This window comes from Micromonospora alfalfae (genome assembly GCF_022230925.1).
Lineage (GTDB): Bacteria > Actinomycetota > Actinomycetes > Mycobacteriales > Micromonosporaceae > Micromonospora > Micromonospora alfalfae.
On record NZ_JAKKFH010000008.1, the window covers coordinates 116,772 to 130,393 of the forward strand.

Consider the following 13,622-nt stretch of genomic DNA (forward strand, 5'->3'; position numbering starts at 1 on the left):
GCTCGGATCGATGAGGGCACGGCGACAGACTCCACTTATGCTTAGGGCAGGCTAACCTAACATGCCCCCGAAGTGGGATCGGACGCACGGTCCCGCTGCTCCCCCACCGGCACCGGAGCGGGCAGACCAAGACCCTTGACGGCCGCCGCGACCAGGGCTTCCGGGGTCAACGAGACATCGAGTACGAGTACCGACTCGTCCGGCTCGGCCGGCTCCAACGTGGCGAGCTGCGACTCCAGCAGACTGGCCGGCATGTAGTGCCCCTCGCGCCGGGCCAGTCGGGCTCGGATGACCTCCGCCGGCCCGTCCAGGTGCACGAAGTCCACCCGGAGCGGGCCCTGACGGAGCACGTCCCGGTACGACCGCTTCAACGCCGAGCAGGCCAGCACCGTCGAGCGGCCCTCCGCGCCGCGATCGGCGATCCACCCGGCGATGTCCCGCAGCCAGGGCCACCGGGTGGCGTCGTCCAGCGGTACGCCGGAGCGCATCCGCGCCACGTTCTGCGGGGAGTGGAACTCGTCCGCCTCGGCGAACGTCAGCCCGGTCGCCGCGCCGATCCCACGCGCCACAGTGGTCTTGCCGGCCCCGGAGACGCCCATCACCACGACGTGCCGGGTGGGCCGGGCACCGCGCCGCTCACCAGTCATGGACCGTGCCGTCCTTGAGCCGGTTGAACGGCAGGTACGCCGGCTCGTACGGGAACCGGGCCGCCGCCGCCTCGTCGAGCTCCACCCCGAGCCCCGGCTGGTCGCCCGGGTGCAGGTAGCCGTCGGCGAAGGTGAACGACTGCCGGAACACCTCGTTGGCCAGCGGGGTGTGCTTCATGTACTCCTGGATCCCGAAGTTGTGGATGGCCAGGTCCAGGTGCAGGGCCGCGGCCATGCCCACCGGGGAGATGTCGGTGGGGCCGTGGATGCCGGACTTGATCTGGTACTGGGCGGCGAAGTCGAGCAGTTTGCGCATGGCGGTGATGCCGCCGGTGTGGGTGACAGCGGACCGGACGTAGTCGATCAGCTGCTCCCGGATCAGGGTCTGGTAGTCCCAGACCGTGTTGAAGACCTCACCGATCGCCAGCGGGGTGGTGGTGTGCTGGCGGACCAGCCGCAGCGCCTCCTGGTTCTCGGCCGGGGTGCAGTCCTCCAGCCAGAACAGGTCGTACGGTTCGAGGGCCTTGCCGAGCTTGGCGGCCTGGATCGGGGTCATCCGGTGGTGACCGTCGTGCAGCAGCGGCAGCTCCGGGCCGAACTCGCCACGCACCGCCTCGAAGACCGACGGCAGGTGGCGCAGGTACGCGCGGGTGTCCCAGTCCTCCTCGGCGGGCAGCGGGGTGCGCTGCGCGGGCTCGTAGTCGTAGCGCTGGCCGGTGGAACTGGGTTGCGCGGCCACGCCGTAGACCGCGTTGATCCCCGGCACCGAGGTCTGCACCCGGATCGACCGGAAGCCCTCGTCGAGGTGGCGGCGGATCGAGTCGAACAGCTCGGGGATGTCGCGCCCCGACGCGTGCCCGTACGCCATGATGCCAGTGCGCGACGCGCCGCCCAGCAGTTGGTACAGCGGCATGCCGGCGGCCTTCGCCTTGATGTCCCAGAGCGCGACGTCCACCGCCGCGATGGCCGCCATGGTGACCGGGCCCCGCCGCCAGTACGCCGACCGGTACAGGAACTGCCAGGTGTCCTCGATCCGGTGCGGGTCCCGCCCCATCAGCAGGGGGGCGACGTGGTCACGCAGGTACGAGGCGACGGAGAGCTCGCGGCCGTTGAGCGTGGCGTCGCCCAGGCCGGTGATGCCCTCATCAGTGGTGATCTTGAGGGTGACGAAGTTCCGGTCGGGGCTGGTCACGATGATGTCTGCTGCGACGATCTTCACGGGGTGCCTTTCGTTCTCGCCGGTCGGGGTCTCACCACTCCGCGTAGGAGCCGTCGGGGTGCCGCCAGGTCGGGCTGCGCCAGGCGTGGCCGCGCTTGTCAGCGGTCCGCACGGCGTGTTCGTCGATCTCGATACCGAGACCGGGCGCGGTCAACCGCTGCACGTACCCGTCGACGAAGGTCAGCGGAGTCTGGTCGAGGCAGTAGTCGAGCACCTCGGCGCCCTGGTTGTAGTGGATGCCGATGCTCTGCTCCTGGATCAGGAAGTTGGGTGTGGCGAAGCCGACCTGGAGGCAGGCGGCGAGGGCGATCGGCCCGAGCGGGCAGTGCGGGGCGAGCTGCACGTCGTACAGCTCGGCCAACGTGGCGATCTTGCGAACCTCGGTGATGCCGCCGGCGTGCGCGAGGTCCGGCTGAGCCACGGCGATGCCGGCCTGTAGCACGGGCAGGAACTCCTGCCGGCTGTAGAGCCGCTCCCCCGTCGAGATGGGGGTGGTGGTGCAGCGGACGACCTCACCGATCAGGTGCGAGTTCTCCGGCACCACCGGTTCTTCCAGGAAGAACGGCCGGTACGGCTCCAGGAGCGGGGCGACCCGGCGGACGTTGGCGAGTGTGAACCGACCGTGGAAGTCGACAGCGACGTCGCGGTCGTCGCCGAGGACCTCGCGGGCGACGGCCACCCGCTGCACCACCGCGTCGAGGTCGGCAACCGAGGCGAGCGCGCCCATCCGCCCGGACGCGTTCATCTTCACAGCGGTCAGGCCCGCCTCGATCCGGGCGCTGATCTGGTCGCGGATCTCGGCGGGCTCGTCGCCACCGATCCAGCCGTAGACCCGGATCCGGTCCCGGACCGGCCCGCCGAGGAGTTGGTGCACGGGGGCGCCGTAGTGCTTACCGGCGATGTCCCAGAGCGCCTGGTCCAGACCGGACACCGCGCTGGCCAGGATCGGGCCGCCCCGGTAGAAGGACCCCTTGGTCAGCACCTGCCAGTGGTCCTCGATGCGCAGCGCGTCCCGTCCGGTGAGCAGCTCGCTGAGCTGGTGGACGGCCGTGCGCACGGTCTCGGAGCTGCCCTCGCAGGTCGCCTCGCCCCAGCCGACGATGCCGGACTGCGTCTCGATCCGGACGAACAGCCAGCGGGGCGCGACCAGGAACGTCTCCACCTTCGCGATCGTCGTCATGTCCCGGTCAGCCCTTCGTGGCACCGGCGGTGAGGCCGGAGACGACGTACTTCTGCACGAACAGGGCGATCAGCATGATCGGCAGGGTGACCACTGTCGCGGCAGCCATCAGGCCGCCCCAGTCGATGCTGGCGTAGCCGACGAAGTCGAAGATCGCGACGGGAAGTGTCTTGGTGTCCGAGCCCGAGAGCACCAGGGCGAACATGAAGTTGTTCCAGGAGAAGATGAAGGAGAGGATGCCGGCGGTCGCGACGCCGGGCACCGACAGCGGCAGTGTGATCCGTCGGAACGCGCCGATGTGGGTCAGCCCGTCGACCAGCGCGGCCTCCTCCAACTCGGCCGGCAGGCCGTCGAAGTACCCCATCATGATGTAGACGATCAGCGGCAGCGACACGAACATGTGGCTCAGGATCAGCACCGTGAATCCGCCGACCATCTTCAGGTTCGAGAAGACGTAGTACCAGGGCACCAGGAGCGAGACGCCGGGGATGACCCGGGCCATGAGCACGACGAGCGCGGACTTCTTCATGCTGAACCGGCTCATCGAGTATGCGGCGGGCACCCCCAGCACCAGCGAGAGCGTGGTGGCCGCGAACGCCACCCAGAGGCTGTTGCCGATGAACTCGAGGTAGTTCGCCTGCTGGAGAACCGTCTCGTAGTTCTTCAGGCTGGGCGAGAAGACGAACGCCTTGGCCGTGTCGTAGATGTCCACGTTGGTCTTGAACGACGCGGCGATCATCCACAGCAGGGGCGCCATCAGCGCGAACACCACGACGACGAGAGCCGAGTTGCGGAACGCCCGGTACGGCTTGCTCGGCTTCATCGGCCCAGCCCCTTCTTGCGATAGGTGAGGGCCCACATCACCCCGATGATGATCAGGAAGAAGATGATGAGGACTGTCGACGAGACGCCGTAGTCGTTGTAGTCGAAGCTGAGGCCGTACGCGTAGACGTTGAGGGTCTCGACCTCGTGGAAGGAGCCTCCGCCGCGTCCCTTTGTGGCGTAGAGGATGTCGAACGTCTTCAGCGCGTCGATGCCGCGCAGCAGGATGGCGACGATCACCGTGGGCATCAGCAGCGGGAGGGTGACGTGCCGGAACCGCTGCCAGCTGCTGGCGCCGTCGATCCGGGCCGCCTCCTGGGGTTCGTCGGAGAGCGAGGTGAGCCCGGCGAGCAGGATCAGCACCACCATCGGGGTCCACTGCCAGATGTCGATGAACATCGTCGTCGGCAGGGCCGACTGCTGCCCGGCCAGCCAGGGTTGGGGGCCGATGCCGATCCAGCTGAGCAGTTGGTTCGCCATCCCGATGTTGGGGTCGAAGATCAGGCGCCACATCATGCCGACCGCCACCGGGGTGGCCACCAGCGGCAGCAGGATCGCGACGCGGACCCACTTCTCACCGCGGAAGGGCCGCCACAGCAGCAGGGCGATCGCCATGCCGAGAACGACCTCGAAGAACAACACGACGCCGGTGAAGAGGACCGTACGCCAGACCGCCGGCCAGAACCGGTCGGTGTCGGTGAGCACGTCGAGGTAGTTCTGGAAACCGATGAACTCGGACTCGGCGCGTACCGAGCCCTCGGCGTCGGTCAGGCTCAGGTAGCCGGTCCACGCCACCGGAAAGATGATCAGCACGGCGACGAACGCCATGGCGGGTGCCGCGAAGAGCCACTTGCGGTGTTCGTTCGCCCACCGTGACAAGGCGGAGTCTTCCGGGGCCGCCGGAGGGGCCTCGGGCGTGTCGGTGCGGGGGGTGATGACGGACATGAGGGGTCTCCGGGTTCGGGGGCCAGGTCCCGGCGGGGCGGCGGAGCACGTCGGCTCCGCCGCCCTGCGCGTTGGTTACTTCGCCTCGTCGTCGAGGAACTTCTGGAACGCCGCGTTCGCCGTGTCCGCCGAGCTGGCGGCGTCCTTGCCGGTGATCGCGTCGACGATCGGCTGGCCGACGATCTCCCGCGCCTGGGCCACCTTGACCACCAGCGGACGGTCGTGACCGACCCCGTTGGCGGTGCTGACCGTGTTGGCCTCGGCGAGGTCCTTCGGGTAGGAGGCGGTACCCGCCGGGTTCGCCCAGACCGAGGTGCGGGCACCGGGTACGCCGGCCGTCTGCTGCGCCAGCGCCTGCTCCTTGCCGGCCGCCCACTGGATGAACTTCCAGGCGTTGTCCTTGTTCTCCGAGCTGTCGTTCACGCCGAGCGCCCAGGACGGGATGTTGTACGGCTTCGATCCGGCCGGACCGGCCGGGAACGCGGCGAAGCCGACGGAGTCGACGACCTTGGACTTGGTCGGGTCGGTGGCGTTCTTGTAGAGCGAGTTGGCCTCGGTGTAGAAGGCGGCCTTGCCCTGCGTGAAGATCGCCATCGCCTCCGACCAGCTCATGTCGGTGCTGATGTTCTCCGGGCCGTGGTCCCTGAGAAGTCCGCCGTAGTAGGCGTACGCCTGCTTGGCCTGCTCGGTGTTGACAGTGGCCTTGCCGCTGGCGTCCACGAAGTCGCCGCCGAAGCTGAAGAGGAAGCTGGAGAACTGCGTGACCGCTGCGGCCTTACCGGTACGAGCGACGAAGCCGGCGACGCCAGGGTTGTCCGCCTCGATCTTGGCGGCCTGCGCCTTGAGCTCGTCGAGGGTCTTGGGCGGCGCTGCGAAGCCGGACTTCGTCAGCAGGTCCTTGCGGTAGTAGAGGACCTCCTGCTCGGTGATGATCGGCAGTCCGACGACCTTGTCCTCATAGGTCGTCGCCTGTAGCGGCCCGGCCTGGAAGTCACCGAACTCGAAGGCGCTGTCGGACTTGACCTTCTCGCTCAGGTCGGCGAGGTACTTGTTCTTGCCGAACAGCTTCCCCTCCTGAAGGGGCCGGTACATCATCACGTCCAGGTCGTCGGACCCGGCGTTCAGCTTGACGTTGTACTGGTCGGAGAGCTGGTCCTCACCGAGCTGGGTGACTTCGACAGTGAGCCCGGACTGCTTCTCGAACTCCGGCAGGGCCTTCCTGATGTTCTCTGTCCACACGTGGTTGACCAGTGTCACGCGGAGGGTCTTCGAGCCCTCGCCGCCGCCGTCGCCGCCACAGGCGGTCAGGCTCATGGCGGCGACCACAGCCAGAGAAGTGCCGATTATCGATCGACGTCGCACGCTTGTCTCTCCTTCTGTCGTGGCCGCCGCCCTTGTAAGAGCCGCTACCTCGGCGTTACATCCGCTTAACAACCGGATGCTAGGCCGAAAAAGCTGATTACCTCAAGAGGTAGATACAAATGATATGATCTTTGAGTGGAACCGTCCTCACCAGAGGTTGCAGCCGCTCCGACCCTCCCCGCCGAGTCCGGGCTGCACGCGCGCGTCCTCGACCACCTCGGCACCGCCATCTGCGGCGGCGAGCTGGCACCCGGATCGGTCCTCAACATCGACGAGCTGGTCGACCGGTACGCCGTGTCCCGCTCGGTCGTGCGCGAGGTGCTACGGGTGCTGGCCTCGATCGGATTCATCGAGGCGCGCCGACGGGTAGGTGTAATGATCCGACCGGCGAGCGCGTGGAACGTCTTCGACCCGCAGGTGATCCGTTGGCGTCTCGCCTCGGCCGGCCGGATGGCCCAGCTCCGCTCGATCACCGAGCTGCGCACCGCCGTCGAGCCGCACGCGGCCTACCTGGCGGCCAGCCGGATCGGCCGGGACGAGGCCAGCGATCTCGTCGGGCTGGCGGCGAAGATGTGGGCCGCCGGCGAGGCCGGCGACGAGGAGCGCTTCCTGCACCTCGACATCGAGTTTCACCGGCTCGTCCTGCTCGCCTCCGGCAACGAGATGTTCGTCCGGCTCCAGGAGCTGGTGGCGGAGGTGCTCACCGGCCGGCACAAGCACCACCTCATGCCGCACCACCCGCATGAGCAGGCCCTCCAGATGCACGCCGACGTCGCCCAGGCGATCCAGCGACGCGACGGGGAGCGTGCCCGGCAGGCGATGGTGCGGCTGATGGAGCAGGCCTTCGACGAGATGAAGTCGCTGTGGGAACAGACCGGCGCACCCGACCGCGAGGCGACCACTCGCTGACCAGGCGCCCCTATGATCGACTCGGCTATCCGGAAGTCGCGGTATCGGAGCACCCGGACACCCCGACATCAGTGAAGCCGAGTCGATCACGCAGCCCGAGCCCACTGGATACGCCTCAGCGGACCACGCCGATGCCCGTGAACGACCTGTCGTACTCGGTGAACGACCGGTTGGTGTACGGCGCGTAGATCCAGGTGCGCAGCGAGTTGGCGGCGGTGTCGACCTCGACCAGACGTACCGGGTTGGTGCTGTTGGAGTGGAACGTCTGGAGGAACGAATAGACCTTGTTCCCGTTGACTCCGGTGTCGACCCGGTTGGCGGCGATGCCGGTGTGACCGGAGAAGACGAACCGGATGTTGGCGTACTGCTTGACCAGGTTGTCGAAGAGGTACTGCGGGCTCGTCGCGCCGTACCCGGCGCTTTGCTCGATGGCGCCGTTGCCGTCGATGTAGTCGTGGGTGACCACGATGACGTTGTGCCGGGGGTTGGCGGCGACGACGCTCCTGGCCCAGTTCACGGCCGCGACCCGGGGCCAGAGTTCCAGGGTCAGCACCATCCACTGCACGCCACCGGCCGTGAAGGTCGAATACGAGTTGTCGACCTTGCCGGCCTCGAACTGCCCCCGGACCGCGCGGTACTGGCCGACTGTGAAGTACTGGTTGAACACGCCGGTGTCGCGGATGAGTTCGCGGGTGCGGGCGGGGTCGCGGGCCGACCCGCCGACGCCGGTCGCCTGGGTGTCGTGGTTGCCGAGCGCCAGCGCGTACGGGATGGCCGCGTTCTCGATCGGTCGCATCGCGTTACGGGCGATGACGTACTGCGCGTGGTCCGGGGTGTCCCAGTTGACCACGTCGCCGGAGGAGGTCACGAAGCGCAGGTCCAGCGCGGACCGGTTCTGCACCAACCAGTTCGTGCGGTTGAGGAACCGGGTGTCCGAGCTGTTGAGCACCTCCTGCTGGGTGTCCGGCAGGACGGCGAAGCTGAACTTCGGGTCGGTGGTGCCCGCGGTCTCCATCAGCGCGTACGCGACATGAACGTTGCGGTCGCAGGAGTCGGCCCTGAAGTCGTTGACGAACTGGATCCGCACTGTGTGCTGACCGCCGCCGACCGCCGTGCCGACCGGATAGGTGCCGTAGCTGGTCGCGCTGACGATTGTGGTCTGGCCGACGTTGACGCCGTCGACAGTCACCCGGACGGTCGGCCAGCCCCCACCCGCGCAACGGAGACTGTCAGCGTCAATTGGTCCGGGTGCGGAGGCTCCGGGTCAGGACGGGGATCATCACCGCCGCGGCGACGAGGTGCAGCCCGAGCAGAGCGGTGATGGTGGCCGCGTTCGCCCCCGAGATGAGGGCCGGGACCAGCGAGAGCGCGCTCAGCGCCACGGCCGTCCAGACGAACCGGTCGGCGGGCCGAGCGCTCCACCGGAGCAGAGCCACGGCGATGACGACGCCCACTACCGAGAAGAAGCCGGTCACCACGGTGAACCCGGACAACGGAATCGTCTCGCCGCCATCGGGGATCTCGAAGTCGACGCCGGCGGCCCGGGCCAGCGCGGCGGCGACGGTGGTGGTCACCATCGCCGCGAGCGTGGCAAACACGCCGGTGCCGATGAGCCCGCGGAATCGGTGGGGGAAGCTGGGGCGGCCCGTTGTCGGGCCGGCGACGGTCTCGGTGTCCTTCGTGCTGTTCACGTCGTCTCCCTCATGATGAGGCTGGCGTACAGGATGTGTTGACTGGCGTGTGACGGCCCCGGGCGTGAAGACACGCACCCTCGCCGTGCGGCGGCCGGGGTTGCGCAGCGCGCGGACGCCGGTGCCACGCAGCCAGAACCCGGCATCGCGGCCGAGGACCGGCCCGGGTTCGCCGTCGCGCAACTCCAGCTGCACCCGCCCACTGGTGACGACGCCGAACGCGTCGTACCACTCCGCCGTGACCACCGCGGCACGCGCGCCACGGCGCAGCGTGAGCGTCCACACGGGACTACTCCGTGCCGTCCGCCAGCAGGCGGTCCGGCAACCCGAGCCGTGGGAACTGGTCGTCGTGGAACGTGACGATCTCGGTGATCGCGCCGCCGGTGATGCGCAGGACGTCGATCGTCAACGGCAGGTACGCGCCGTCCTGCTTGCGCCAGTGGTAGAAGGCGACGGCGGGCTGGCGGTTCACCGAGGTGGGGACCGCGCGCAGGCCCGTCATGCCATCGAAGCCATCCTCGACCCAGTTGTTCACCACCGCGTCGCGGCCGACGTACAGGCCCGGCGTGGGCGGCATCGAGCAGCGGACGTCGTCGCGCAGCATGGTGGCGAGCGCGTCGATGTTCGTGGTCACGCTGGCGTCGGTGAAGCGGCGCACCAGCTCGCGTGTGCCGGCGTCCTCCTCGCCACCGGTCCAGTCCTGCCGCTCGGCGGGCAGGTGCTCCCGCATCCCGGCGCGAGCCCGCTGCAGGGCGCTGTTGACCGAGTTGACCGAGTCTCCGAGCAGCTCCGCGACGTCCTTCGCCGGCCAGCCGAGCACGTCGCGCAGGATCAGCACGGCCCGCGGACGCGGCGCGAGGTGCTGCACCGCTACCAGGTACGCCAGCTCGATCGTCTCCCGCGCGACGGCGACGGTCTCCGGCTCGTCCGCGTCGGCTGCGGGCAGCTCGTCGAGCAGCCGGTCCGGGTAGGGCTGCAACCACAGCACCTCACCGCCGGTCGCCGGTTCCGGGCGGCGCTTGGCGAGCAGGTCCAGGCAGACGTTGGTGGCGATCCGGTACAGCCAGGCCCGGAACGTCGACCGTCCCTCGAACGTCTCCCGTCGCCGCCAGGCGCGCAGGAACGTCTCCTGCACTGTGTCCTCGGCGTCCTCGAACGACCCGAGCATCCGGTAGCAGTGCACGTGCAGTTCCCGCCGGTGCCGCTGCGCCAGCCCCACGAACGCCGGCTCGTCGACCTCGCCCAGACCGCTCACGCCCAGCTCCTCCAGCCGCGTGTCCGCACTCATCACGTCATCCTTCCGCCTCGTCATGTCCTGTCGTAGGTATGACGGGCGCGGACGCGACAACTCATCACCCGGGTCTGATCGGGATGGTGAGTATCTGCGAGTCATGACGCTCGCTGGCGCATCCGCCGCTCGCGGCGGCGCGGCGGCGCGGCGGCGCGGCGGTCCTACCGGGCGGTGCCGCCACCCGATCGGCCCGCACCGGCGGAGGGCCGGTGCGCGATGCGGGGTGCCCGCACGGCGGAGGCGTTGCCCGACCCCGGGCGGTAGTCCCGTGCCGCGCTGGCCACCATCTCGTCGGCGTCGCGAGCGAGCGCCTGCCGGATGTGCGGCGGAACGACCTCGGAGGTCGCCATCGCCAGTCGGACCTGCACGGCACGGTCGTCGACCAGGCGGGCGAGGTCCGCCTCGCTCAGCTCGACGGCCCGCACCAGCGCGGCGCGGACGTCGACCACCGGGTCCGCGGCGAGCGCGCTGCGCTGCTCGGCGGTGGTGCGCGGGTTGCGGGCAACCCCCTTGCGTACGCGTGCGGTGCGATCGGCCAGCAGGGCGTTGATCACGTCGGGGTCGTGGGTGTGCGTGGCGAGTCGTTCCCGTACCTCGGGTGACACGTCGCCGATCAGCTTGGCGGCCAGCTCCGGCTCCAGGTCACGACTCTCCGCGAGGAGACCGCGAAGCTCCTTGTCCGAAGTCTGCGACATGACCTGGCGGATCGACTCGTCGCAGGCCGGGTTGCCGGCGACCGCCCAGCGGACCCACCGGTCGGCGTCCTTGACCAGGCGCATGAGGTTGGCGATCGAGGTGGAGGGGTTCCTCGCCACGGCCTCCCGGACCTGACGATCATGGTCGCGGGTAAGCGGTCGGAGGGCCTGCGCGGGTGCGTCGGCCCGAGAGGCGACCGCCTTGCGGACCAGGACCGACGGATCGGACGCCAGGTCGATAAGGGTCATTTGTGGCGTTGTGGGGTCCTGCGCGAGGGCGAGCCGAGCGTCAGCGCTGCCACCGATCGGACGGTGGGCGGTGGTGCCGGACCCGCTGTGACTGTCGGCTGCGCCGACGTCCTGCTGTTTCCCCATCCCGCAATCATGTCACGCGCCCGGTTCGGCAGTGCCGGCCACGGGCGGGACCCGGGCGGGCAGGCGCAGGCCGGACATGCCGCCGTCCACCGGCAGCGACGAACCGGTCACCGACCCGGTCGCGGGCGAGGCGAGGTAGACGACGGCGGCAGCAACCTCGTCGGCTGTCACCAGGCGGCCGGTCGGTTGCCGGGACGCCAGTTGCCGCTTCTCGGCCGTCGGGTCGGGCGCGCCTGCGAGCAGGCGGGCCACCCAGGGAGTGTCCACGGTGCCGGGGGCCACACAGTTGACCCGGACGCCCTCCGTCACCAGGTCAGCGGCCATGGCGAGGGTGAGGGCGTGCACAGCGCCCTTCGACGCCGAGTACAGGGCGCGTCGGGGCAGGCCGACGGTCGCCGCGATCGAGGAGATGTTGACGATCGCCGCGGACGACGACCGACGCAGGTACGGCAGGGCGACGGCGCTGGTTCGGGCCACGCCGGAGACGTTGACGTCGAGCACCCGGCTCCACTGCTCGTCGTCGTCCTCCTCCACAGTGCCCACGGCCGAGATGCCGGCGTTGTTCACCAGGATGTCGATGCCGCCGAACGCCTCCGCGACCGAGGCGACGGCCGCGCTGAGGGAGGACCGGTCAGCCACGTCCGCCCGGACGCCGATGACGCCGGGATCCTCCAGCAGACCGGACAGCTCCAGGTCCAGGACACCCACCCGGGCACCGGCGGCGACGAACGCCCGCACGCAGGCAAGGCCGATCCCCGATCCACCTCCGGTCACCACCGCCACGAGACCGTCGCACCGCATCAGGCGTCCCGGAGCGTGTTGCGCTGCCGACCGAGGCCGTCGATCTCGACCTCCATCACATCGCCGGCGGCCAGATACGGAAAGCGTCCGGAGAGTGCCACTCCCTGCGGGGTGCCCGTGTTGATGACGTCGCCCGGATCCAGGACCGTGTACTGGGACAGGTGCCAGACCAGGTGCGCCACGTCGAAGATCATGTCCTTGGTGCTGGAGTCCTGGCGGGGCTCGCCGTTGACCCAGGAGCGCAGCCGCAGCGCCTGCGGGTCGCCGATCTCGTCGGCGGTGACCAGCCACGGGCCGAGCGGCTGGAACGTCTCACAGGACTTGCCCTTCGACCACTGGCCGCCGGAGACCGCGAGCTGGAAGTCCCGCTCGGAGACGTCGTTGGACAGCACGTACCCGGCGATGTGCCCGAGGGCGTCGGCCGGTGAGGCGAGGTAGCGGGCCGATCGGCCGATCACCACCGCCAGCTCCACCTCCCAGTCGGTCTTCGTCGAGCCGCGCGGGATCAGAACCTCGTCGTACGGGCCGACGACGGTGTTGGGCGCCTTGTAGAAGATGATCGGGTCGGTCGGTGGGGCGGCACCGGACTCGGCGGCGTGCGCGGCGTAGTTCTGCCCCACGCAGAGCACCACCCCCGGCCGGGCGATCGGCGCGCCGACCCGCTGACCGGTGACGTCGATCTCGGGCAGGTCGGTGGCCTCGCGGGCCCGCCGGACGCCGTCGCCGGCAAGGAACTCGCCGTCGATGTCGACGGTGAGCGACGAGAGGTCGAAGTGCCGCCCGTCGACGTACAGCACGGGGCGTTCCCGCCCCACGGGCCCGACGCGCATGAATCTCACGAACCGACCTCCAGCGCATGGGTCGCAAAGGACCCAATTTCCTATAGGATGTTGTTTGGCTCGTGTGTACTCGCTCACACCGGCACAGTCAAGGGCTTGCTGAGGAGACGAGATGGCCCAGCAGGAACCTCGCGAGGGTCGACTTCGTCCCGCCCGGCGACTCACCCTCACCGAGGACGTCTACGAGTCGATAAAGACGCTGGTCATGGACCACATCCTTCCCCCCGGCGAGCGGGTCAACATCGACGCGCTGGCCCGGGAGCTGGACGTCTCCCCCACCCCGGTCCGCGAGGCCCTCGCCCGGCTGGAGGCCGACGGCCTGGTCCGGAAACGCCCGCTCTCCGGCTACACCACCACGCCGCTGCTGAGCCGCACCGAGTTCGACGACCTGTTCGACGTGCGCCAACTGCTGGAGGGCGCCACCGCCGGACGGGCCGCCACCCATGCCTCCGCCGAGGCCCGCCAACGGATCAGTGCCGAGGCGGCGGCGAGCATCGACGTGGAGGCCGGCGACGGCTATCGCCGGCACGCCGCGTTCACCGCGCTGGACGCGAGGTTCCACGACCTGATCGCCGAGGTCTCCGGCAGCCCGCTGCTGCGCGACAGCATCACGCGGCTGCACTCACACCTGCACCTGCACCGGCTGTACTTCCCGGTCGCCGGCGCGGCGGACACCAACACCGAGCACCAGCGCATCGCCGCCGCCATCGTCGCCGGTGACGCGGCAGCCGCCACCGGGGCGATGCGCTCCCACCTCAGCGCCGCCCGGGAGCGTCACCTGCCCGCCTTCGACCAGCTCCCCGTCCCCGCGACACCGCGCGACTCGGCGTGACCCACCCCCACCCA

General features: G+C 69.4%; 14 protein-coding genes. 2 read left to right on the forward strand and 12 right to left on the reverse strand.

The window, feature by feature from the left end; genetic code table 11:
* Positions 1-56: 56 nt before the first annotated feature.
* The 6 genes from MED01_RS07175 to MED01_RS07200 form a co-directional block, all read right to left on the reverse strand.
* The gene (locus MED01_RS07175) at positions 57-647 is read right to left on the reverse strand and encodes a gluconokinase (protein WP_238667712.1); all 591 of its coding nucleotides are present in this window, start codon (positions 645-647) and stop codon (positions 57-59) included.
* The gene (gene manD / locus MED01_RS07180; protein WP_238667713.1) at positions 637-1,866 is read right to left on the reverse strand and encodes a D-mannonate dehydratase ManD; all 1,230 of its coding nucleotides are present in this window, start codon (positions 1,864-1,866) and stop codon (positions 637-639) included. The genes MED01_RS07175 and manD overlap by 11 nt, the downstream gene beginning before the upstream one ends.
* A gap of 31 nt (positions 1,867-1,897) precedes the next feature.
* Positions 1,898-3,046: a galactonate dehydratase gene (gene dgoD, locus MED01_RS07185; RefSeq protein ID WP_238667714.1), complete on the reverse strand. Its 1,149-nt coding sequence runs from the start codon at positions 3,044-3,046 to the stop codon at positions 1,898-1,900.
* Positions 3,047-3,053: 7 nt separating this feature from the next.
* Positions 3,054-3,869, reverse strand: coding sequence for a carbohydrate ABC transporter permease (locus tag MED01_RS07190; RefSeq protein WP_238667715.1), 816 nt, complete (start codon positions 3,867-3,869; stop codon positions 3,054-3,056).
* A complete protein-coding gene (locus MED01_RS07195; protein ID WP_238667716.1) occupies positions 3,866-4,813 on the reverse strand; it encodes a carbohydrate ABC transporter permease in 948 nt (315 codons plus the stop codon). Before MED01_RS07195 ends, MED01_RS07190 begins: the two co-directional genes overlap by 4 nt.
* Before the next feature lie 75 nt (positions 4,814-4,888).
* The gene (locus MED01_RS07200) at positions 4,889-6,127 is read right to left on the reverse strand and encodes an ABC transporter substrate-binding protein (protein ID WP_238667717.1); all 1,239 of its coding nucleotides are present in this window, start codon (positions 6,125-6,127) and stop codon (positions 4,889-4,891) included.
* A gap of 183 nt (positions 6,128-6,310) precedes the next feature.
* Here MED01_RS07200 and MED01_RS07205 point away from each other — a divergent pair, with 183 nt between their 5' ends.
* Positions 6,311-7,084 (forward strand): FadR/GntR family transcriptional regulator, encoded by a 774-nt coding sequence (locus MED01_RS07205; protein ID WP_238667718.1) that lies wholly within the window; start codon positions 6,311-6,313, stop codon positions 7,082-7,084.
* A gap of 115 nt (positions 7,085-7,199) precedes the next feature.
* Here MED01_RS07205 and MED01_RS07210 read toward each other — a convergent pair whose 3' ends face one another.
* From MED01_RS07210 to MED01_RS07235, 6 genes are all read right to left on the reverse strand, one after another.
* Entirely contained in the window at positions 7,200-8,273 is a 1,074-nt protein-coding gene (locus tag MED01_RS07210; protein ID WP_238667719.1) for a carbohydrate-binding domain-containing protein, read from the reverse strand.
* Positions 8,274-8,319: 46 nt separating this feature from the next.
* Positions 8,320-9,060 carry a DUF6069 family protein gene (locus MED01_RS07215; RefSeq protein ID WP_238667720.1) on the reverse strand — a complete coding sequence of 247 codons (741 nt, stop codon included), beginning with the start codon at positions 9,058-9,060 and terminating at the stop codon, positions 8,320-8,322.
* A gap of 4 nt (positions 9,061-9,064) precedes the next feature.
* Positions 9,065-10,063 (reverse strand): RNA polymerase subunit sigma-70, encoded by a 999-nt coding sequence (locus tag MED01_RS07220; RefSeq protein WP_238667721.1) that lies wholly within the window; start codon positions 10,061-10,063, stop codon positions 9,065-9,067.
* A 164-nt stretch (positions 10,064-10,227) separates the two neighbouring features.
* Positions 10,228-11,136 (reverse strand): hypothetical protein, encoded by a 909-nt coding sequence (locus tag MED01_RS07225; RefSeq protein WP_238667722.1) that lies wholly within the window; start codon positions 11,134-11,136, stop codon positions 10,228-10,230.
* A 12-nt stretch (positions 11,137-11,148) separates the two neighbouring features.
* Entirely contained in the window at positions 11,149-11,910 is a 762-nt protein-coding gene (locus MED01_RS07230; RefSeq protein ID WP_308193430.1) for an SDR family NAD(P)-dependent oxidoreductase, read from the reverse strand.
* Between the two features lie 26 nt (positions 11,911-11,936).
* Positions 11,937-12,776, reverse strand: a complete 840-nt coding sequence (locus MED01_RS07235) for a fumarylacetoacetate hydrolase family protein (RefSeq protein WP_238667724.1) — start codon at positions 12,774-12,776, stop codon at positions 11,937-11,939.
* Positions 12,777-12,888: 112 nt separating this feature from the next.
* On the opposite strand from MED01_RS07235, the gene MED01_RS07240 reads away from it, so the two are divergent.
* Positions 12,889-13,608 carry a GntR family transcriptional regulator gene (locus MED01_RS07240; RefSeq protein WP_238667725.1) on the forward strand — a complete coding sequence of 240 codons (720 nt, stop codon included), beginning with the start codon at positions 12,889-12,891 and terminating at the stop codon, positions 13,606-13,608.
* The last annotated feature ends 14 nt before the right edge of the window (positions 13,609-13,622 follow it).